Genomic DNA, 19,770 nt, shown 5'->3' with positions numbered 1-19,770 from the left:
CTGCTGACGGCCCCTCGCCTTTGGCGCCTCGCGCCAGGCCCTGCGATGCACGGCGATTTCGTTCCCTGCGGTTTCTCCAGGCCCTTGCGCGCCACGTTCCTCGACGCCCAGGAAGCCGCCGCCCGTTCCGCGTACGCCCGCTCCAAGCCCGGCTAAACGAGCACCGGGCGCGGCCCACGCCGCGCCTTCCCCGCATCCCACCGGCCGCGATCGACGCGCCGGCCTCCGAGGCCGGCCGCGGTGCCGCGCCGGTTCGGCACGATATCGCGCCACAGCGCGCCGTCGTGCCATCTCGCTCGTTTTGCCTGGATGGCCCATGGAACTCACCAAGAAATTCGTCAAAGCCAAGAACCCCTGCGCCGGCGGCTACCGCTGGTTCGTCCGCGGCCACAATGGCCAGGGAGACTATCAATCCCTCCTGGACGCGCTGGTCGCCGACGGCAGGATCGACGACGCGTGCTGGCTGCTGGATCAATTCGGCCCCATCGACACGGTACTGCGCGTGGACACGATCGACGCCCACGCCATCGTCTTCGCGGGCACGCTCGAAGTGCGCAGCGGCATCAACGTTGACACGATCGTGCGCGCAGGCCGGCACCTCTGCACCGAAGGCGGCATACGCGCGGGCACAGCAATCATTGCCGGCGGCGACATCCAGGCCGCCGGCAACCTCGCCAGCGGCGGCCATATCCGCGCCGGGGGCGACATCTCGGCGGGCTGGGGCATCCAGGCCGGGACCACGCTGGAAGCAGGCGGGCATTGCCGTGCCAAATGGAACATCCAGGCCGGGGGCGACATCTCGGTCAGGCAAGTGCTCCACGCCGACGGCAGCCTCCATTCCGGCCGCACGCTGCGCTGCGAGCGCGGCATCAAGGCCGGTGCCGACGTCACCGCGGCCCACGACCTGCTGGCCGCCCAGGGCATCCTCGCCGGCGGCGCCATCGAGGCCGGCAATCACATCGAGGTCGGCTGGGGCATGAAAGCCGGCGCCGGCATATCGGCCCTCGGCTCAATCCGCGCCGGCGAGGGCATCGAGGCGACCGAGATCGCCTGCGGGCCGGGCTATGGGATCTACGCCGGCCTCCAGGTACGGCGCGATGCCTGGGCCGCCAGCGCGAGGGTCGTCGCCGGGCGGCGGCCAGAGGGGCTGATCAGCGGTCATTGGGAGGAAGCAGACTAGCGCCTCTCCCGCTCGATTCCCTCCGGGCGCCATCAGGCGCGCCAGGCGCTCGCGACGTGGGACAGGCCATGATCCGCGCCCGCAGACAGGCCTTCGGACAACTCGCGCGCGGCCAGGGTCACGCGCTCGGAGAATTCCCTCAGGCGCCGGGGCTTGAACCTGGCATCCGGTCCCGATACGCCTATCGCGGCGATGACGTTGCCCATACCATCGCGTATCGGCGCCGCCACCCCGCTGACCGCCTCGCGCCACTCGCACCGGTTGACGGCGTAGCCGCGCTTGCGAACCAACGCCATTTCCGCCACGAACGCAGCGGGATCGACAATGGTGTGGCGCGTGTATGCCGTCAACTCCTGGGACATCGCCTCCAGCCATTGGGGCGTGCGGAACGCGATCATTGCCTTGCCCGTGGCCACGCAATGCGCGGCGGCGCGGCCGCCTATCTGCGAATAGGCCCGGACCGGATTCAGGCTCTCGACCTTGTGGACGTAGACGACTTCCTTCTGGTCCAGCACGGACAGGTGCACGGACTCCCCCGTGGCTTCCATGAGGGCGTCCATGACGCCTTCTGCGTGGCGGCGCAGGTCGAATCCCGACAACGCCGCGGAGCCAAGTTCCCATAGCTTGATCGATATGCCGTACGAGCCGCCGTCGTGGCGGATCACGTAGCGTTGCTCGGCCAGCGCCTGCAGCAGCCGATGCGCGTTGCTCTTGGGCAGTCCCAGCGCACGCGCGATGTCCGTGACACCCAGCGCCCCTTTGCTGCGCGCCAGCAGCTCGATGATGCCCAGCCCCTTGAGCAGGGTGTTGTTCATATTCGTGTCCCTCTGTTTCGTTCTACATAATAGAACAGTTGTACCGAATCTGAGAACGACAATAAGCTCTGCGCATCAAGGACCGGACCTGCCGGGCGGTCCTTTCCCGAACCGATAAGGAGACATCGCACTCATGAGCGACATCGAAACCCGCGAACTGCCGTTGGCCGGCGTTACCGTCGTCGAGTTCTGCTCGATCGCGGCCGGTCCGTTCTGCGGAATGCTGCTGGCCGACCTGGGCGCCGAGGTCGTCAAGGTCGAAGCTCCGGGTGGCGACGCCATGCGGGGCTGGCCGCCGCTGAGCGACGGCTACAGCGAGAACTTCGCCGCGCTGAACCGCAACAAGCAGTCCGTGGTGCTGGACCTCAAAACCCCGGACGGCCTCGCCGCGGCCAAGGAACTGGTCCGCGGGGCCGATGTGCTCATCGAGAACAACCGCCCTGGGGTCATGGACCGGCTGGGACTCGGCTACGCCGCGCTATCCGTACTGAATCCGGCATTGGTCTACTGCTCGATCTCCGCCTACGGCCAGAGCGGCCCCCGGGCCCAGGAAGGCGGCTTCGACCTGACCATGCAGGCGGCGGCCGGGGTGATGAGCGTGACCGGCGACTCCGACGCCCCGGTCAAATGCGGCGTGCCGGTCTCGGACTTCGCGTCGGGCCTGTACGCGGCATTCGCCGTGGCCTCGTCGCTGCTGAAGGCGTTGAAAGGCGGCCGCGGCGTGCACATCGACATTCCCATGTTCGGCTGCACGCTGGCCATCGGCGCGCTCCAGACCAGCGAGTACTTCGGCACCGGCGCCAGCCCGCGCAAACTGGGATCCGCCCATCCGCGCAACGCCCCCTATCAGGCCTACCGCGCCGCGGATGGCTACTTCGCCATCGCGGCCGGCAACGACAACCTGTGGCGCGCCGTCGTGCGTGCGGTCGAGCTGCCCGAACTCGACCGCGATCCGCGTTTTCGCACCATCCTCGAGCGGGCCCGCCACCAGGCCGCGTTGAAGGAGATCCTGGAGGAGCGCTTCGTGCTGCACGGCGTGGACCATTGGATCGAAGTCTTCCGGCAGGCCGGCGTGCCCCATTCCCGCATCAACGACTACGCATCGGCCCTGGCCGACCCCCAGGTGCGGCACATGGACTGGGTGCGCGAACTGCGCCTGCCCGGCGGACACGAGACCCGGACGTTCGCCTCGCCGGTCCGGCTGAACGGACAATCCCTGCCGATACGCCGCCCACCTCCCGCCCTGGGCGAGCACGACAAGGCGATCCGGCGCGCCGCCGGGGAGGAACTGGCATGACGACGACACCCGCGCTAGCCGCCCGGCTGGCCGCTTTCGTCCGGGACATGGACGCCGCGATCGAGGCCTCGCCTTGCGAGTCCGGGGCGATGCTGGCCTGCGAGGCGCTGCTGCGCGAACTCATCGCCCACGACGACTGGCTACCCGAGGATTGCGCCCGCCCTCACCCGACCTATTACCAGCAATACCTGCTGTATCGCGACCCCGCCGACCGCTATTCGGTAGTCAGCTTCGTCTGGGGTCCCGGCCAACGCACGCCGATCCACGACCATGGCACCTGGGGCGTCATCGGCATGCTGCGCGGTGCCGAGTTCTCGCGCGCATACGCCAAGGTGGACGGGCGTCTCGTGGCCGCTCCCACCGAGGAACGCCTGGAACCGGGCCAGACCGCGCTCGTTTCGCCCACGGCCGGCGACATCCATCTCGTGCGCAACGCGTTCGACGATCAGGTATCCATCAGCATCCACGTCTACGGCACGGATATCGGCAAGCAGACGCGCCACGTCTTCGACCCCGGTACGGGTGCCGCCAAGCCCTTCGTTTCCGGATACGCCAATGCCTGACGACAGTTTGCTCATCGAGACCGATGCCGGTCCGGGCACGCGGCGCATCACGCTCAATCGTCCCGGGACGGGCAACGCCTTGTCCGCCCCGTTGGTGGACGCCCTGGCCGGCGCGGTCGATGCCTGCGTCCGCGACCGCGTGCGGCGCCTGGTGCTGGAAGGAGCCGGCCGCCACTTCTGCACCGGCGTGGATCTATCGGCCCTGCACGAGGAAACCGACGATACCCTGCTGGCGCGATTCATCCGCATCGAACTGCTGCTGCAAGCCGTGCACCAGGCGCCTTTCGAGACGGTCGCCGTCGCCCATGGCAAGGTGGCGGGCGCCGGCGCCGACCTGTTCGCCGCCTGCCGGCACCGCATCGTCCGGGGCCAGGCGTCGTTCGCCTTTCCCGGGGCCGCCGGCTTCGGCCTGGTGCTCGGCACTCGCCGCCTGGCCTCGCTCGTGGGCACCGACATTGCCCGGGACTGGATACGAACCGGACGCTGGATAGACGCCGATGAAGCCCTGGCCAGCGGCCTCGCGCACGAGCGCATCGACGAGCGTGCGAGCGCGCTGGGCGCCTTGCCTTCGGCCGCTGGCCCCTCCCCCGACTTCGTCACCAGCGCGCTGATCGACCGGGTTCTGCATGGCGCGCAGGCCGGGGACACCGATCTCGGCCTGCTGACCCGATCGGCGGCCAGGCCCGGGTTGAAGCAACGAATACAAGACTATGCCGCCCGCATACGCGCGGCCAAGCAGTAGCCCCGCCTTTTCATGACAAGCGCCCGTTCCGGGCGCACGACAGGAGACACCCATGCTTCATCGTCTTGCGGCCGGCACGGCCATTGCACTGCTGAGCTCCCTCTCCCAAGCGGCCCCGGATGCCGCCGGCTATCCGGCGCGTGCCGTCAAGATCGTCGTCGGCTATACGCCCGGCGGCGGCACCGACATGACGGCTCGCCTGCTCGCCCAGCAGCTCGGCGACAAGCTGGGCCAATCGGTGATCGTCGAGAACCGGCCCGGAGCCGGCCAGAACATCGGCGCGACCTATGTTGCCCGGGCCGACCCGGACGGCTACACCCTGTTCCTGAGCTCTTCGGCGCTGGCCATCAATGTCAGCCTGTTTCCCAGGCTGGACTACGATCCCGTCAAGAGCTTCGCGCCCATCGCGGTATTCGGCCAAAGTCCCAATCTGCTGGTCGCATCCAGCAAACTGCCGGTGAACGACGTCAAGCAGCTCATCGCCTACGGCAAGCGGCATCCCGGAACGCTGAATTTCTCTTCGTCCGGCCACGGCAGCACCCAGCACCTGTCCGCCGAGCTGTTCAAGCTGCAAACGGGCATCTCGGCCACGCACGTTCCCTACAAGGGCTCGGGCCCCTCCATCAACGGGGTGCAGACGGGCGAGGTCCAGTTCACCTTCATCAACATTCCGTCCATGTCGGCGCTGATGGGCAGCGACAAGGTCAAGATCCTCGGCCTGACCAGCTCGAAGCGGTCCTCGGCCGTGCCCGACATTCCCACCCTGGCCGAGTCCGGCGTGGACGGCATGGACGTCGCCGCCTGGTATGGCCTGCTGGCCCCGGCCGGTACGCCGCCGGCCATCGTCAGGCGCCTGAACCAGGCCGTGAACGATGCGCTGGCGGACGAGAAATTCCGGACCCAGCTGGCGCACGCCGGCGTGGATCCCATGACCAGCACGCCGGAGTTCTTCGCCTCTTTCCTGGCCGAGGACATCGCCCGCTGGAAGAAAGTGATCGGCGCCGCGGGCGCCAAGGTTGATTGATTCGTCCCGACTTCCCAACAACAGGAGCCATACATGTTCGAAAACTGGAAAGCGTTGCTCGGCACCTTGCGGGCTTCGTCCAGCAAGCTGGGCAACACGAACCCGAAAATGCTCGAGGCCTATCGCGGCCTCAACGCCGCCCAGGGCGCCAACGGCGCGCTGGACGCCAAGACGCGCGAGCTGATCGCCCTGGCCGTGGCGGTGACCACGCGCTGCGACGGCTGCATTTCCTCCCACGCCGCGGCGGCGGCCAAGGCGGGCGCGACTGAGGCTGAGCTGAGCGATGCCCTGGGAACGGCCATCGCGTTGAACGCCGGCGCGGCCTACGTCTATTCCCTGCACGCCATGGAGGCCTTCCTCCAGAACCAGTCCGAGTAGCGCCGCGGCATCGCCTCGCGCCTTCCCCCTTGCCCACCAGGAGATCAGATCATATGAGCGCCTACGTCATCGACAGCGCGCTGTTCCGGGACCAGTTCAGCACCGCCGCCACCCGCGCCATCTTCAGCGATGAACAGACCGTCCAGAAATGGCTGGACGTGGAAGCCGCCCTTGCCCGCGTGCAGGCCCGCATGGGCATCATTCCGCAGAACGCCGCGGACGAGATCCAGGCCAAGGCCAGGGTAGAACTCATCGACCTGGCGGAACTGAAGCAGGAGATGGACCGCACCAGCCATCCCATCGTCCCGCTGCTGCGGGCGATGAAGAAGGTATGCGACGGCGATGCCGGAGAATTCATCCACTGGGGAGCGACGACCCAGGACATCGTCGACACCGGCACCATCCTTCAGGTCAAGGAAGCCCTGGCCCAGATCGAGAGCAATTACCGCCACGCGCACGCCAACGTCGTTGCCCTGGCGCAGCGCCATCGCACGCAGACCATGGCGGGACGCAGCCACGGCCAGCAAGCCTTGCCCATCACCTTCGGCTTCAAGGCCGCGGTCTGGGCGGCCGAGATCGGCCGCAACCTGGAGCGCCTGCGGCAGATGAAGGAACGGGTGCTGGTCGGCCAGTTTGCCGGCGCGGTCGGAACGCTGGCCGCCCTGGGCGACCGCGGCATCGAGGTCCAGGAGGCCTTGTTCAAGGAGCTGGATCTCGCCTGCCCCGAAATCTGCTGGCACGTGGCGCGCGACGGCATCGCCGAACTGGCCTGCGTGCTGGCTATCTGCACCAGCACCGCGGGCAAGATCGCCCACGAGATCTACAGCCTGCAGAAGACCGAGACCGCAGAGCTCGAAGAACCCTTCACCATGGGGAAAGTGGGCAGCAGCACCATGCCGCACAAGCGCAACCCGCCCGCGTGCGAAGGCATCGTGGCGATTTCCCGTGTCGTGCGCAGTACCGTCGCGCTGGGACTCGAAGGCATGATGGCCGAGCACGAGCGGGACAAGATCGTGCTGCAGACCGAGCGCGAGTTCGTCACCCGCCTCTGCTGCATGGCCGATGCCGCCTTCGCCAAGCTGGCCTACGTGACAGCCGGCCTGACCGTCAGGGGCGACAACATGGAACGCAACCTGTCCGTGCAGAAAGGCCTCCTGCTTTCCGAGGCCGTCATGATGAAGCTGGGGGACCATCTGGGCCGGCAGGAAGCCCACGAACTCGTCTATGAAATCTGCATGGACGTGTTCGAGCGCGGCGGCACGTTCAAGGACGGCCTGCTGGCCAACCCGACCATCGCCCGCCATCTCAAGCCGGAGGACCTCGACCGCATGCTGGATCCCCAAGCCTACACCGGCGCTGCCGGCACCTTCGTCGACCGCGTCGTGGCCGCCCATCGCGGCGCCACGACCTGACCACCCTCCAAGGCAAAAAAACGGCCTCACGGCCGTTTTTTCTTAGCATCCCGACTCCAGGGCACAGCGGATCCGGCTCCGCCGGTCCGCCAGTGCCGCCCCCTTGAGGGGGCGCCCGAAGGGCGTAGGGGGTGGGCTTCCCTTGTCAGAAATTCAACGCCCGCTTGTCCACCGCCAGCGCCGCTTCCTTCACCGCCTCGGACAGCGAGGGGTGCGCATGGCAGATGCGCGCGATGTCTTCCGACGCCGCGCGGAACTCCATGGCCACCACGCATTCCGAGATCAGTTCGGAGGCTTGCGGGCCGATGATGTGCACGCCCAGGATCTCGTCCGTCTTGGCGTCGGCGATGACCTTGACCATGCCCGTCGTATCCCCCAGCGCGCGGGCGCGCCCGTTGGCCAGGAACGGGAAGGTGCCGGCCTTGTAGGCGCGGCCTTCGGTCTTGAGCGCCTGCTCGGTCTTGCCCACCCAGGAGATCTCGGGCGAGGTGTAGATGACCGACGGGATGGTGTTGAAGTTGACGTGGCCATGCTGGCCGGCGATCCGCTCGGCCACCGCAACGCCCTCTTCCTCGGCCTTGTGCGCCAGCATGGGGCCGCGCACCACGTCGCCGATGGCCCAGACGTTGGGCAGGCCGGTGCGGCACTCGTCGTCGACGGCGATGAAACCGCGCTCGTCCAGCTTCAGGCCCACGCCCTCGGCGTTCAGGCCCTGGGTGTTGGGCACGCGGCCGATGGAGACGATCAGCTTGTCGACCACCAGCGATTGCTCGGCGCCGGCGGCATCGGTGTACTTGACCGTGACCGTCTTGCCGGCCTTGACCTCGCCGATCTTCACACCCAGGTTGATCTTCAGGCCCTGCTTGGTCAGGACCTTCAGCGCTTCCTTGGCGATCTGCTCGTCGGCGGCCGGCAGGAAGGCCGGCAGCGCTTCGAGGATGGTCACCTCGGAACCCAGGCGGCGCCAGACGCTGCCCAGTTCGAGGCCGATCACGCCTGCGCCGATCACGCCCAGGCGCTTGGGCACGCCGCCGATGGCCAGGGCGCCGTCATTGGACAGGACCTGTTTCTCGTCGAACGGCAGGTCGGGCAGCGCGCGCGGGTTCGAGCCGGTGGCCACGATCACGTGCTTGGCGACGAGCTCTTCCTCGCTGGGGCCGGAAACCTTGATCGACCAGCCGCCGTCGACCTGGCCCGAGAACGAGCCGGTGCCGTGGAAGAAGGTGACCTTGTTCTTCTTGAACAGGAACAGGATGCCGTCGTTGTTCTGCTTGACGACGGTGTCCTTGCGCGCCAGCAGCTTGGGCAGGTCCAGGCCCAGGCCCTTGACCTCGATGCCGTGGTCGGCAAAGTGGTGGCCGGCGTGCTCGTAGTACTCGGACGATTGCAGCAGCGCCTTCGAGGGAATGCAGCCCACGTTGGTGCACGTGCCGCCCGGAGCGGGACCGCCCTTGGCGTTGCTCCAGGCGTCGATGCAGGCGACCGACATGCCCAGTTGTGCCGCACGGATCGCGGCAATGTATCCGCCGGGACCGGCACCGATGACGACGACGTCGAATTGCTTACTCATTTCATTTCTTCCAATTAGAACGACCCTATTCGACCCAGGGCACCGCCGATCCGGCTCCGCCGGTCGGCCAGTGCCGCCCCCTGGGGGGCGCGCGCAAGCGCGTAGGGGGGATCAGATATCCAGCAGCAGGCGCTGCGGATCCTCCAGGGCTTCCTTCATGGCGACCAGGCCCAGCACGGCTTCGCGGCCGTCGATGATGCGGTGGTCATACGACATGGCCAGGTAGTTGATCGGCCGGATGACGATCTGGCCGTTCTCCACCACGGGGCGGTCCTTGGTGGCATGCACGCCCAGGATGGCCGATTGGGGCGGGTTGATGATGGGGGTCGACAGCATCGAGCCGAAGACGCCGCCGTTGGAGATCGAGAAGGTGCCGCCGGTCAGCTCTTCGATGCTGAGCTTGCCGTCCTTGGCCTTCTGGCCGAACTCGGCGATCTTCTTCTCGATGTCGGCCAGGCTGAGCTGGTCGGCGTTGCGCAGGATGGGCACCACCAGGCCGCGCGGGCTGCCCACGGCGATGCCGATGTCGAAGTAGCCGTGGTAGACGATGTCCTTGCCGTCGACCGAGGCGTTCAGGATCGGGTAGCGCTTGAGCGCGGCCACCGCGGCCTTGACGAAGAACGACATGAAGCCCAGCTTGACGCCGTGCTCCTTCTCGAACTTGTCCTTGTACTTGGCGCGCAGGTCCATCACCGCCTGCATGTTGACCTCGTTGAACGTGGTCAGGATCGCGTTCTCGGATTGCGATTGCAGCAGGCGCTCGGCCACGCGGGCACGCAGGCGGCTCATCGGCACGCGCTGCTCTGGGCGGCCGTTGACCAGCGTGGCGGCCTCGTTGATCGGGGCCGGCTTGGCGGCGGGACGGTTCTCGGACGCGGCCAGGGCATCGCCCTTGGTGATGCGGCCGCCGCGGCCGGTGCCGGCCACGGATTCGGGCGAAATGCCCTGCTCGGCCAGCAGCTTGGCGGCGGCGGGCGAAGGAATCGAGGTGGCGGGCGCGGCAGCCGATGCGGCGGCGGGGGTGGCAGCGGGCGCAGCGGCAGGCGCGGCGGCGGCCGGGGCAGGCGCAGCGGCGGCGGGAGCGGCAGCAGCCTTGCCTTCGGTGTCGATCTTGGCGATCACTTCCTCGGAGGTGACGGTGCTGCCGTCGGCCTTGACGATCTCGGCCAGCACGCCGTCGGCGGGCGCCGGCACTTCCAGCACGACCTTGTCGGTCTCGATCTCGATCACGATCTCGTCGCGCGAGATCGTTTCACCGGGCTTTTTCTTCCAGGTCAGCAGCGTGCCTTCCGACACCGATTCGGAAAATTGGGGGACTTTTACGTCGACGATTGCCATGTCAGTTATTCCGCAAGTATGGGGAGTTCGTTCGCCGTCCGGCATTCATGGCCGAACGCCAGGGCCGCGCGATGCGCGGCCCCGGGAAAGAGGTTCACTTGGTCAGCACGATGCCCTTGAGGCGGCCGAACGCCTGGTCCAGCAGGGCCTTGAGCTGCTCCATGTGCTTGGAGTAGTAGCCCACGGCGGGCGAGGCCGAGGCGGGACGGCCCGCGTAGCCCAGCTTCTGTCCGGCCGACATGTTCTCGTACAGGTGATGCTGCACGTAGAACCAAGGCCCCTGGTTCTGCGGCTCGTCCTGCACCCAGACCACCTCGGTGGCCTCGGGATACTTCTTGAACTCGGCGGCAAGGACCTTGTGGGGGAAGGGATACAGCTGCTCGATGCGCGCGATGGCGACGTCGTCGGCACCGCGGTCCTTGCGGGCGTTGATCAGGTCGTAATAGACCTTGCCCGAGCACAGCAGCACGCGCTTGACCTTGGAAGCGTCGATGGACTCGTCGACCTCGCCGATCAGCGTCTGGAACGAACCCTTGCTCAGGTCGGACAGCGGCGAACCGGCATCCTTGTTGCGCAGCAGCGACTTGGGCGTGAAGATGACCAGCGGCTTGCGGAACTGGCGGATCATCTGGCGGCGCAGCAGGTGGAAGATCTGCGCGGCGTTGGTCGGCTGCACCACTTGCATGTTGTTGTCGGCGCACAGCTGCAGGAAGCGCTCGATGCGGCCCGACGAGTGCTCGGGACCCTGCCCTTCGTAGCCGTGCGGCAGCATCAGCACGAGGCCCGACTGGCGGCCCCATTTGGCTTCGCCCGAGCTGATGAACTGGTCGATCACGACCTGGGCGCCGTTGGCGAAGTCGCCGAACTGGCCTTCCCAGATGACCAGCGAGTTCGGCTCGGCGGTCGAATAGCCGTACTCGAAGCCCATGACGGCCTCTTCCGACAGGATGGAATCGATGACGCGGAACGGCGCCTGCGCCTCGGACACATTCTGCAGCGGCACGTACACGCCCGAATCCCAACGTTCGCGGTTCTGGTCGTGCAGGACGGCATGGCGGTGCGTGAAGGTGCCGCGGCCCGAATCCTGGCCGGTCAGGCGCACCGGGTAGCCGGAGGCCACCAGGCTGGCGAAAGCCAGGTGCTCGCCCATGCCCCAGTCCAGGTTCATTTCACCGCGGGCCATGGCGCGGCGGTCGGCCAGCACTTTCTCGACGATGGGGTGGACCTTGAAGCCTTCCGGCACCGTGGTGATGCGCTCGCCCAGGCGCTTCAACTCGGCCTGCGGCATGGAGGTATCGGCGGAGTCCGTCCACTTGCGGCCCAGGAAGGGCGACCAGTCCACGGCGTACTTGTTCTTGTAGTCGGTCAGGACGGGATCGACCGTGTGGCGGCCTTCGTCCATCGCGGCGCGGAAGCGCTTGACGTATTCCTCGCCCTCGCCTTCGCTGATCACGCCTTGCACGACCAGCTTGTCGGCATACAGCTTGCGGGTACCCGGATGCTTGCCGATGCGCTTGTACATCAGCGGCTGCGTCAGGGCCGGGGTGTCCTGCTCGTTGTGGCCCAGCTTGCGGAAGCAGACGATGTCGACCACGATGTCCTTCTGGAACTCGACGCGGAAGTCGAGCGCCAGGCGCGTAGCGAACACGACGGCCTCGGGATCGTCGCCATTCACGTGCAGCACGGGGGCCTCGATCATCTTGACCACGTCCGTGCAATACAGCGTCGAGCGCGCATCGCGCGGATCGGAGGTGGTGAAGCCGATCTGGTTGTTGATCACCAGGTGCACCGTGCCGCCCGTGCCGTAGCCACGGGTCTGGGCCAGGTTCAGGGTTTCCATGACCACGCCCTGGCCGATGAAGGCGGCGTCGCCGTGGACCAGCACCGGCAGCACCTGCTTGCCGCCGTCCATGCCGCGGCGCTCCTGGCGCGCGCGCGCGCTGCCTTCGACCACGGGGTTGACGATTTCCAGGTGCGAGGGGTTGAACGCCAGCGACACGTGGACGGGGCCGCCACGGGTGGAAATGTCGCTCGAGAAACCCTTGTGGTATTTGACGTCGCCGGCAGCCAGGCCGCCGTCGTCGTACTTGCCTTCGAATTCGGCGAACAGGTCCTTGGGCATCTTGCCCAGGGTGTTGACCAGCACGTTCAGGCGGCCGCGGTGGGCCATGCCCAGCACCACTTCCTGGATGCCGCGCTCGCCGGCGTGCTGGATCAGTTCGTCGATGGCGGGAATGAAGCTCTCGCCGCCTTCCAGCGAGAAACGCTTCTGGCCGACGTACTTGGTGTGCAGGTAGCGCTCCAGGCCTTCGGCGGCCGTCAGACGGTCCAGGATGTGCTTCTTCTGGTCGGCATTCAGGTTCGGCGTGGCCAGCGTGCTTTCCAGGCGCTGCTGGATCCAGCGCTTGATGACCGGGTCGGACACGTGCATGAACTCGACGCCGATGCTGCGGCAGTACGTATCGCGCAGCGCCTTCACGATCTCGCGCAGCGTCATGTGCTCGGCGGTCGTGAAGTAGGTGTTGGTGGCGGAGTAGACCTTGTCCATGTCGGCCTCGGTCAGGCCGTAGAAGCTGGGCTCCAGTTCGGGGATGGCCGGGCGTTCCTGGCGCTGCAGCGGATCGAGGTCGGCCCAGCGCGCGCCCAGGTAGCGATAGGCGGCGATGATGGACTGGACGTGGACCTGCTTGCTGGCTACCGACAGATCGCTTTCGGCCGCGCGCGGCAGAAAGGCATTGGCGCGGGCGCGCTGGGCGAAGGATTCGATGACGGGCGCATGGGCCTGGTCACGGGTGGACTCCTGTCCGTCGACCGCCGGCGTGTGCTGCAACTGGTCGAAGTAATTGCGCCAGTTGTCGGGAACGGAACCCGGGTTGTCGAGGTAGGCCTCGTAGAGTTCCTCCACGTACGGCGCATTACCCCCGAACAGATACGAGGTGCTGGACTCTTGGATGCTGGACATGATTTGCGCTTCACCTTGCCGGGTGTTTCACCCGTTCGATGCAGGACGTACCTTCCGCGACACGGCTTGGCCGATTAGCGGATAGCGAGTGCAGAAGGCGGTTGATGGAAACCTTTCGGTTGGTCGGGAAAAAATCAATAAACCTGTAAAGCATAGCACTTAGGGACTTCCCCTGCTTGGAAAACCGACGCGACTGTCGCGGTTTACCCGACGGACGCGGATTCCGCGTCCAGCCTGAAAGACCGGGCGTCCCGCGTATTGGTTCCAGCCCTCATGCAAGAAAGGGTTGCCGTGGCAACCCTTCCCTATTCATACCGCACCGCAGCAAAAATCCCGTGCCACGGGACTGCCCTTCCCTATGCCGCGTGCTGCGCTTCCCGCGGCTCGAACTGGGCCGCCTCGGTCGAGCCGGCCAGCGCGGTGGTGGAGGACTTACCGCCTTCGATGGCCTGGGTCACCGCATCGAAATAACCCGTGCCCACTTCGCGCTGATGCTTGACCGCGGTAAAGCCCCGCTCCGCGGCGGCGAACTCCTTCTGCTGCAGTGCGACGAAGGCGGTCATCTGCTCGCGCGCATAGCCATATGCCAGCTCGAACATGCCGTAGTTCAAGGCATGGAATCCGGCCAGCGTGATGAACTGGAACTTGTAGCCCATGGCGCCGAGCTCCCGCTGGAACCGGGCAATGGTGGCGTCGTCCAGGTTCTTCTTCCAGTTGAACGAAGGCGAGCAGTTGTAGGCCAGGAGCTTGCCGGGGAACCGCGCGTGGATGGCCTCGGCGAACCGGCGCGCATAGTCGAGGTTGGGCGTGGAGGTCTCGCACCAGATCAGGTCGGCATACCCGGCGTAGGCCAGCCCGCGCGAGATCGCCTGCTCCAGTCCTGCCCGGGTCCGGAAGAATCCTTCGACCGTCCTCTCGCCGGTAATGAAAGGCTTGTCGTTGTCGTCGACGTCGCTGGTGATGAGATCGGCCGCATCGGCATCGGTGCGGGCCAGCAGCAAGGTCGGCACGCCCAGCGTATCGGCGGCCAGCCGCGCGGCGATGAGTTTGGAAACCGCTTCCCGCGTCGGCACCAGCACCTTGCCGCCCATGTGCCCGCACTTCTTGACCGAGGCCAGCTGGTCTTCGAAATGCACGCCGGCCGCGCCGGCCTCGATCATGCCCTTCATCAGCTCGAATGCATTCAGCACGCCGCCGAACCCCGCCTCGGCATCGGCAACGATAGGAGCGAAATAATCGACGTATCCGGGCATTCCCGGGCGTCCGCCCTCCATCCACTGGATCTGGTCGCAGCGCTGCAACGCGTTATTGATGCGCCGGACCACGCTGGGGACCGAGTTGGCCGGATACAGCGACTGGTCGGGATACATCTCCCCCGCGAGGTTGGCGTCGCCGGCGACCTGCCAGCCCGACAAGTAGATCGCCTTCAAGCCCGCCTTGACTTGCTGCATGGCCTGGTTGCCGGTCATCGCGCCCAGGGAATTGACGAAGGGTTCGTCGTGCAGCAGCTTCCAGAGTCTTTCGGCACCGCGCCGGGCCAGGGTGTGCTCGGGCTGCACCGAGCCCCGCAGGGCCACCACCCGCTCGGCGTCATAACCGCGCCGGACACCCTTCCAGCGCGGATTCTCCTGCCACTCCTGTTCCAGCTTTTCGACTTCGGCGTTGCGTTGGGACATGACTGTCTCCTTCAAGGTTGAGAACGACGGATGATCCTGGCGGCCGCGGTGCCGGGGAAAACAGGGCCGTCCCTACGCGGTGGCGTCGCATCGAGCGTATTTGCCGTGCGCGGGCGGCATGGCAATCAATCTATATATTTGCTGCGACGCAATCAACGACTTTTCTCTTCTACAAGATGAAAATATTCTCCTTAAATATCAAATAGTTAAAAATATAATTCCATGATAAGAAAAGAAAAATCGAGCTATGAAAGCAATGGATTTTGCGCAGCAACGAAATAACGGGATGGGTTTTGCGATGCGAGCGGCCGATTCAAGATGCGAGAATCGGGGCCATTACGCGCGCCCCGTCCCCGCCTGCCCGCGGGGCCCGGATAGCCGCACCCGTCGCAGCATCGGCGCCGCTTGGCGGCGGGACGAAAAACGCCCCTAAGCCGCTCCGGACCGCCGCTGCCCTTCCTCCGAGGGGTGCTTTTTGCCTTGGGCGGCGGGCGCAAAAAAACCCGCCTGGACTCCAGGCGGGTTCTTGGCGGCACCGCGCACCGGGCCGGCGGCGGCCCGGCCGATCCGGATCAGCGCTTGTCGAGATCCGGCACGTCGCGGGCGGGCGAGCCCGTGAACAGCTGGCGCGGACGGCCGATCTTGTAGTCGGGATCGGAGATCATTTCGTCCCACTGGGCAATCCAGCCCACCGTGCGGGCCAGCGCGAAGATGGCCGTGAACAGCTGGGTCGGGATGCCGATGGCGCGCTGGACGATACCCGAATAGAAGTCCACGTTCGGGTACAGCTTGCGCTGGACGAAGTAATCGTCTTCGAGGGCGATCTTTTCCAGGGCCATCGCCAGCTTGAACAGAGGATCGTCCTGCAGGCCCAGTGCTTCCAGCACTTCGCGGCAGGTTTCCTGCATCAGCTTGGCGCGGGGGTCGTAGTTCTTGTAGACGCGGTGGCCGAAGCCCATCAGGCGCACGCCCGAATTCTTGTCCTTGACCTTGGCAACGAACTCGCCCAGCTTGTCGACGCCGCCGGCGGCCAGCAAGTCTTCCAGCATCTGCAGCGCGGCTTCGTTGGCGCCGCCGTGGGCCGGCCCCCACAGGCAAGCCACGCCCGCGGCGATGGCGGCGAACGGGTTGGTGCCCGACGATCCGCACAGGCGCACGGTCGAGGTCGACGCGTTCTGCTCGTGATCGGCGTGCAGGATGAAGATACGGTCGAGCGCGCGCTCGATGACCGGGTTCACCTCATACTCCTCGCACGGCGTGGCGAACATCATGCGCAGGAAGTTGCCGGTGTACGACAGGTCGTTCTTCGGATAGACGTAGGGCTGGCCGATCGAATACTTGTACGCCATGGCCACCAGCGTGGGCATCTTGGCGATCAGGCGGATGGCCGAAATCTCGCGGTGCTTGGGCTGGGTGATGTCGATCGAGTCGTGGTAGAACGCCGACAGCGCGCCGACCAGGCCGGTCAGCACGGCCATCGGATGGGCGTCGCGGCGAAAGCCGCGCAGGAAGAACTGCAGCTGCTCGTTGACCATGGTGTGATGGGTCACCAGATGGTCGAAGTCAGCCTTCTGCTGGGCGTTGGGCAGTTCGCCGTTCAGGATCAGGTAGCAGGTTTCCAGGAAGTCGCACTTGACCGCCAGCTGCTCGATCGGATAACCACGGTAGAGCAGTTCGCCCTTGTCGCCGTCGATGTAGGTGATGCTCGACGAGCAAGCCGCCGTCGACATGAAGCCCGGGTCCAGAGTGAACATCCCGGTTTGCGCATACAGCTTGCGGATATCGACGACCGACGGACCGACCGTACCCTCGTAAACCGGGAACTCGGCCCCGGGGCTTCCATCGGAAAAGGTCAGGGTTGCTTTCTTGTCGGACAGTTTCATCGGATGTTCCTCTTCCATCAAAATCAAATCATTCGGACTCAGGCCGCTTCATACCGAGCGCAGCCGCTTCAGCAAGTCCTGCATGGCGGGCGTGGCCAGATCGCCGTCGGGCTCCTTGCGGGCCAACAGATAGTCCATCAGCTCGTTGTCGGACAGCTCGAGCAACCGGGTCAGCTCCGCCACGTCGGCGTCGGTAAGCTGCGATTCGTAGGCGTCCAGAAAACGCGTCAGTATCAGGTCGTTCTCGAGCAGGCCGCGCCGGGCGCGCCAGCGCAGGCGCGTCCGGTCATGCAGGGAAAATTCAGGCACCACGGTATCAGATCGCGCGCCGGGCCATCATTTCCTTGATCTTGCCTATTGCCCGCGTGGGGTTCAGCCCCTTGGGACAGACGTCGACGCAATTCATGATGGTATGGCAACGGAACAAACGATATGGATCCTCGAGGTTATCCAAACGTTCCCCGGTCGCTTCGTCGCGGCTGTCCGCGAGGAAGCGGTACGCCTGCAGCAATCCGGCCGGGCCCACGAACTTGTCCGGGTTCCACCAGAAGGACGGGCACGACGTGGAGCAGCAAGCACAAAGAATACACTCATACAGGCCATCCAGCTCTTCGCGGGCCTCGGGCGACTGCAGGCGCTCTTTTTCGGGCGGCGGCGTGTCGTTGATGAGGAAAGGCTTGACCGAGTGGTACTGGTTGAAGAAGTGCGTCATGTCCACGATCAGGTCGCGGATCACGGGCAGGCCCGGCAGCGGCTTGAGCACGATGGGCTGCTTCAGGTCGCGCAGGTTGGTCGTGCACGACAGGCCGTTCTTGCCGTTGATGTTCATGGCGTCGGAACCGCATACGCCCTCGCGGCACGAGCGGCGGAACGACAGGCTGTCGTCGACGTCGTTCTTGATGCGCACCAGCGCGTCGAGGAGCATCTTGTCGTTCGGACCCAGCTCGACCTCGAGCTGCTGCATGTAGGGACGCTCGTCCTTGTCGGGGTCGTAGCGGTAGATCTCGAACTTCACAACACGTTTAGCACTCATTAGGAGCACTCCAAAAAAGTTGAGCCCCCCCTACGCGCTTCGCGCGCCCCCAGGGGGTGGCGCTGGCGGACGGCGGAGCCGGATCCGCGGCGCCCAGGGAAGGGGTTGTCATATCGGTTAGAACGTTCTGGCCTTCGGCGGGAAGCTTTCGACGGTCAGGGGTTTCATGGTCACGGGCTTGTAGTCGAGGCGGTTGCCTTCGGAATACCACAGCGAGTGACGCAGCCAGTTCTGGTCGTCGCGCTCCGGGAAATCGCTGTGCGCGTGCGCGCCGCGGCTTTCGTTGCGGGCGGCGGCCGACACGATGGTGGCCTTGGCGACCTCGATCAGGTTGTCCAGTTCCAGCGCCTCGACGCGGGCCATGTTGAAGACCTTGGAGTGGTCCTTGATGGCGACCGCCTTGGCACGCTCGGCCAGCGCGTTGATCTGCTGCACGCCCTCGTCCAGCAACGCCTGGGTGCGGAACACCCCGCAGTGGCGCTGCATGGAGTTGCGGATGTCGTTGGCGACGTGCTGGACGCGCTCGCCTTCCTTGCGGCTTTCCATCGCGTCGACGCGGCCCAGCGTGAAGTCGGCGGCGTCGGCGGGCAGCGCCTTGTGGCTGCGGCGCTTGAGGTCGGCCGCGACGATGTGGTTGCCGGCCGCGCGGCCGAACACCACCAGGTCGAGCAGCGAGTTCGTGCCCAGGCGGTTCGCGCCGTGCACCGACACGCAGGCGCACTCGCCGATCGCGTACAGACCGTTGACGACGGAGTTCGGGTTGCCATCCTTGGGCACCACGACCTGACCATGGTAGTTGGTCGGGATGCCGCCCATCTGGTAGTGGATGGTCGGGACGACCGGGATCGGTTCCTTGATGGGATCCACGTTGGCGAACTTGATCGCGATTTCGCGGATCGACGGCAGGCGCTTGTTGATCGTCTCGGCGCCCAGGTGGTCGAGCTTGAGCAGCACGTAGTCGCCGTGCGGACCGGCACCGCGGCCTTCCTTGATCTCCTGGTCCATCGAGCGCGACACGAAGTCGCGGGGCGCCAGGTCCTTCAGGGTGGGCGCGTAGCGCTCCATGAAGCGTTCGCCATCCTTGTTCAGCAGGATGCCGCCCTCGCCGCGCACGCCTTCGGTGATCAGCACGCCGGCGCCGGCCACGCCGGTGGGGTGGAATTGCCAGAATTCCATGTCCTCGAGCGGCAGGCCCGCGCGTGCCGCCATGCCCAGGCCGTCGCCGGTGTTGATGAAGGCGTTGGTGGAGGCGGCCCAGATGCGGCCCGCGCCGCCCGTGGCCAGCACGGTGGTCTTGGCTTCGAAGATATAGATGTCGCCGGTTTCCATTTCCAGCGCCGTCACGCCGACGACGTCGCCTTCGGCGTCGCGGATCAGGTCCAGCGCCATCCATTCGACGAAGAACTGGGTGCGGGCGGCGACGTTGCGCTGGTAGAGCGTGTGCAGCAGCGCGTGGCCGGTACGGTCGGCCGCGGCACAGGCACGCTGCACGGGTTTTTCGCCGAAGTTGGCGGTATGGCCGCCGAACGGACGCTGGTAGATGGTGCCGTTGGGATTGCGGTCGAACGGCATGCCGAAGTGTTCGAGCTCGTAGACCGCGTTGGTGGCCTCGCGGCACATGAATTCGATCGCGTCCTGGTCACCCAGCCAGTCGGAGCCCTTGACCGTGTCGTACATGTGCCAGAACCAGTTGTCCTCGCTCATGTTGCCCAGCGACGCGCCGATGCCGCCCTGCGCGGCGACGGTGTGCGAGCGCGTGGGGAATACCTTGGAGAAGACGGCGACGCTCAGGCCGGCTTGCGCGAGCTGGAGCGAGCAACGCATGCCGGATCCACCGGCGCCGACTACCACCACATCGAACTGGCGGCGCGGGAGAGAAGATTTAACGGCGGCCACG

At 66.0% G+C, this 19,770-nt stretch carries 16 protein-coding genes; 7 read left to right on the top strand and 9 right to left on the bottom strand.

What is annotated here, in order from left to right:
- Nucleotides 1–316 precede the first annotated feature (316 nt).
- Nucleotides 317–1,180 carry a hypothetical protein gene (locus tag CDO44_RS08610; protein ID WP_087779814.1) on the top strand — a complete coding sequence of 288 codons (864 nt, stop codon included), beginning with the start codon at nucleotides 317–319 and terminating at the stop codon, nucleotides 1,178–1,180.
- Nucleotides 1,181–1,212: 32 nt separating this feature from the next.
- Here CDO44_RS08610 and CDO44_RS08605 read toward each other — a convergent pair whose 3' ends face one another.
- On the bottom strand, nucleotides 1,213–1,995 hold the full coding sequence (locus CDO44_RS08605; protein WP_087779813.1) for an IclR family transcriptional regulator: 783 nt from the start codon (nucleotides 1,993–1,995) through the stop codon (nucleotides 1,213–1,215).
- Nucleotides 1,996–2,128: 133 nt separating this feature from the next.
- Here CDO44_RS08605 and CDO44_RS08600 point away from each other — a divergent pair, with 133 nt between their 5' ends.
- Genes CDO44_RS08600 through purB form a run of 6 tightly spaced genes read left to right on the top strand, consistent with a single transcriptional unit; the run spans nucleotide 2,129 to nucleotide 7,411 of the window.
- Nucleotides 2,129–3,292 carry a CaiB/BaiF CoA-transferase family protein gene (locus CDO44_RS08600; RefSeq protein ID WP_087779812.1) on the top strand — a complete coding sequence of 388 codons (1,164 nt, stop codon included), beginning with the start codon at nucleotides 2,129–2,131 and terminating at the stop codon, nucleotides 3,290–3,292.
- On the top strand, nucleotides 3,289–3,855 hold the full coding sequence (locus tag CDO44_RS08595) for a cysteine dioxygenase (RefSeq protein ID WP_087779811.1): 567 nt from the start codon (nucleotides 3,289–3,291) through the stop codon (nucleotides 3,853–3,855). The genes CDO44_RS08600 and CDO44_RS08595 overlap by 4 nt, the downstream gene beginning before the upstream one ends.
- Nucleotides 3,848–4,597 carry an enoyl-CoA hydratase/isomerase family protein gene (locus tag CDO44_RS08590; protein ID WP_087779810.1) on the top strand — a complete coding sequence of 250 codons (750 nt, stop codon included), beginning with the start codon at nucleotides 3,848–3,850 and terminating at the stop codon, nucleotides 4,595–4,597. Before CDO44_RS08595 ends, CDO44_RS08590 begins: the two co-directional genes overlap by 8 nt.
- 52 nt (nucleotides 4,598–4,649) lie before the next feature.
- Nucleotides 4,650–5,621: a tripartite tricarboxylate transporter substrate binding protein gene (locus CDO44_RS08585; protein WP_087779809.1), complete on the top strand. Its 972-nt coding sequence runs from the start codon at nucleotides 4,650–4,652 to the stop codon at nucleotides 5,619–5,621.
- 33 nt (nucleotides 5,622–5,654) lie between these two features.
- Complete coding sequence (locus CDO44_RS08580; RefSeq protein ID WP_087779808.1) at nucleotides 5,655–5,999, top strand: carboxymuconolactone decarboxylase family protein; 345 nt, start codon at nucleotides 5,655–5,657, stop codon at nucleotides 5,997–5,999.
- A 53-nt stretch (nucleotides 6,000–6,052) separates the two neighbouring features.
- Nucleotides 6,053–7,411: an adenylosuccinate lyase gene (purB, locus tag CDO44_RS08575; RefSeq protein ID WP_087779807.1), complete on the top strand. Its 1,359-nt coding sequence runs from the start codon at nucleotides 6,053–6,055 to the stop codon at nucleotides 7,409–7,411.
- Nucleotides 7,412–7,556: 145 nt separating this feature from the next.
- Here the strand turns inward: purB and lpdA are convergent, their stop codons facing one another.
- From lpdA to sdhA, 8 genes are all read right to left on the bottom strand, one after another.
- On the bottom strand, nucleotides 7,557–8,981 hold the full coding sequence (lpdA, locus tag CDO44_RS08570) for a dihydrolipoyl dehydrogenase (protein WP_087779806.1): 1,425 nt from the start codon (nucleotides 8,979–8,981) through the stop codon (nucleotides 7,557–7,559).
- Between the two features lie 111 nt (nucleotides 8,982–9,092).
- The gene (gene odhB / locus CDO44_RS08565; RefSeq protein ID WP_087779805.1) at nucleotides 9,093–10,319 is read right to left on the bottom strand and encodes a 2-oxoglutarate dehydrogenase complex dihydrolipoyllysine-residue succinyltransferase; all 1,227 of its coding nucleotides are present in this window, start codon (nucleotides 10,317–10,319) and stop codon (nucleotides 9,093–9,095) included.
- 94 nt (nucleotides 10,320–10,413) lie between these two features.
- Complete coding sequence (locus CDO44_RS08560; protein WP_087779804.1) at nucleotides 10,414–13,281, bottom strand: 2-oxoglutarate dehydrogenase E1 component; 2,868 nt, start codon at nucleotides 13,279–13,281, stop codon at nucleotides 10,414–10,416.
- 356 nt (nucleotides 13,282–13,637) lie between these two features.
- Nucleotides 13,638–14,957, bottom strand: coding sequence for an isocitrate lyase (gene aceA / locus CDO44_RS08555; RefSeq protein ID WP_087779803.1), 1,320 nt, complete (start codon nucleotides 14,955–14,957; stop codon nucleotides 13,638–13,640).
- Between the two features lie 572 nt (nucleotides 14,958–15,529).
- Nucleotides 15,530–16,840: a citrate synthase gene (gene gltA / locus CDO44_RS08550; RefSeq protein ID WP_087779802.1), complete on the bottom strand. Its 1,311-nt coding sequence runs from the start codon at nucleotides 16,838–16,840 to the stop codon at nucleotides 15,530–15,532.
- A 48-nt stretch (nucleotides 16,841–16,888) separates the two neighbouring features.
- The gene (locus tag CDO44_RS08545) at nucleotides 16,889–17,149 is read right to left on the bottom strand and encodes a succinate dehydrogenase assembly factor 2 (RefSeq protein WP_087779882.1); all 261 of its coding nucleotides are present in this window, start codon (nucleotides 17,147–17,149) and stop codon (nucleotides 16,889–16,891) included.
- Between the two features lie 7 nt (nucleotides 17,150–17,156).
- A complete protein-coding gene (locus CDO44_RS08540) occupies nucleotides 17,157–17,873 on the bottom strand; it encodes a succinate dehydrogenase iron-sulfur subunit (RefSeq protein WP_087779801.1) in 717 nt (238 codons plus the stop codon).
- A 117-nt stretch (nucleotides 17,874–17,990) separates the two neighbouring features.
- Nucleotides 17,991–19,769: a succinate dehydrogenase flavoprotein subunit gene (gene sdhA / locus CDO44_RS08535; protein WP_087779800.1), complete on the bottom strand. Its 1,779-nt coding sequence runs from the start codon at nucleotides 19,767–19,769 to the stop codon at nucleotides 17,991–17,993.
- Nucleotide 19,770: the final 1 nt, after the last annotated feature.

Origin of the sequence: Pigmentiphaga sp. NML080357 (assembly GCF_002188465.1) — a bacterium.
Classification (GTDB): Bacteria; Pseudomonadota; Gammaproteobacteria; order Burkholderiales; family Burkholderiaceae_B; genus Pigmentiphaga.
The sequence above is the reverse complement of the archived record's forward strand: the minus strand, read 5'-3'. Positions and strand labels throughout refer to the sequence as shown.

What these genes read in the sequence shown, in the direction of transcription:
- CDO44_RS08610 (WP_087779814.1), top strand. Translation starts at nt 317, where the DNA reads ATGGAACTCACCAAGAAATTCGTCAAAGCCAAGAACCCCTGCGCCGGC.
- CDO44_RS08605 (WP_087779813.1), bottom strand. Translation starts at nt 1,995, where the DNA reads ATGAACAACACCCTGCTCAAGGGGCTGGGCATCATCGAGCTGCTGGCG.
- CDO44_RS08600 (WP_087779812.1), top strand. Translation starts at nt 2,129, where the DNA reads ATGAGCGACATCGAAACCCGCGAACTGCCGTTGGCCGGCGTTACCGTC.
- CDO44_RS08595 (WP_087779811.1), top strand. Translation starts at nt 3,289, where the DNA reads ATGACGACGACACCCGCGCTAGCCGCCCGGCTGGCCGCTTTCGTCCGG.
- CDO44_RS08590 (WP_087779810.1), top strand. Translation starts at nt 3,848, where the DNA reads ATGCCTGACGACAGTTTGCTCATCGAGACCGATGCCGGTCCGGGCACG.
- CDO44_RS08585 (WP_087779809.1), top strand. Translation starts at nt 4,650, where the DNA reads ATGCTTCATCGTCTTGCGGCCGGCACGGCCATTGCACTGCTGAGCTCC.
- CDO44_RS08580 (WP_087779808.1), top strand. Translation starts at nt 5,655, where the DNA reads ATGTTCGAAAACTGGAAAGCGTTGCTCGGCACCTTGCGGGCTTCGTCC.
- purB (WP_087779807.1), top strand. Translation starts at nt 6,053, where the DNA reads ATGAGCGCCTACGTCATCGACAGCGCGCTGTTCCGGGACCAGTTCAGC.
- lpdA (WP_087779806.1), bottom strand. Translation starts at nt 8,981, where the DNA reads ATGAGTAAGCAATTCGACGTCGTCGTCATCGGTGCCGGTCCCGGCGGA.
- odhB (WP_087779805.1), bottom strand. Translation starts at nt 10,319, where the DNA reads ATGGCAATCGTCGACGTAAAAGTCCCCCAATTTTCCGAATCGGTGTCG.
- CDO44_RS08560 (WP_087779804.1), bottom strand. Translation starts at nt 13,281, where the DNA reads ATGTCCAGCATCCAAGAGTCCAGCACCTCGTATCTGTTCGGGGGTAAT.
- aceA (WP_087779803.1), bottom strand. Translation starts at nt 14,957, where the DNA reads ATGTCCCAACGCAACGCCGAAGTCGAAAAGCTGGAACAGGAGTGGCAG.
- gltA (WP_087779802.1), bottom strand. Translation starts at nt 16,840, where the DNA reads ATGAAACTGTCCGACAAGAAAGCAACCCTGACCTTTTCCGATGGAAGC.
- CDO44_RS08540 (WP_087779801.1), bottom strand. Translation starts at nt 17,873, where the DNA reads ATGAGTGCTAAACGTGTTGTGAAGTTCGAGATCTACCGCTACGACCCC.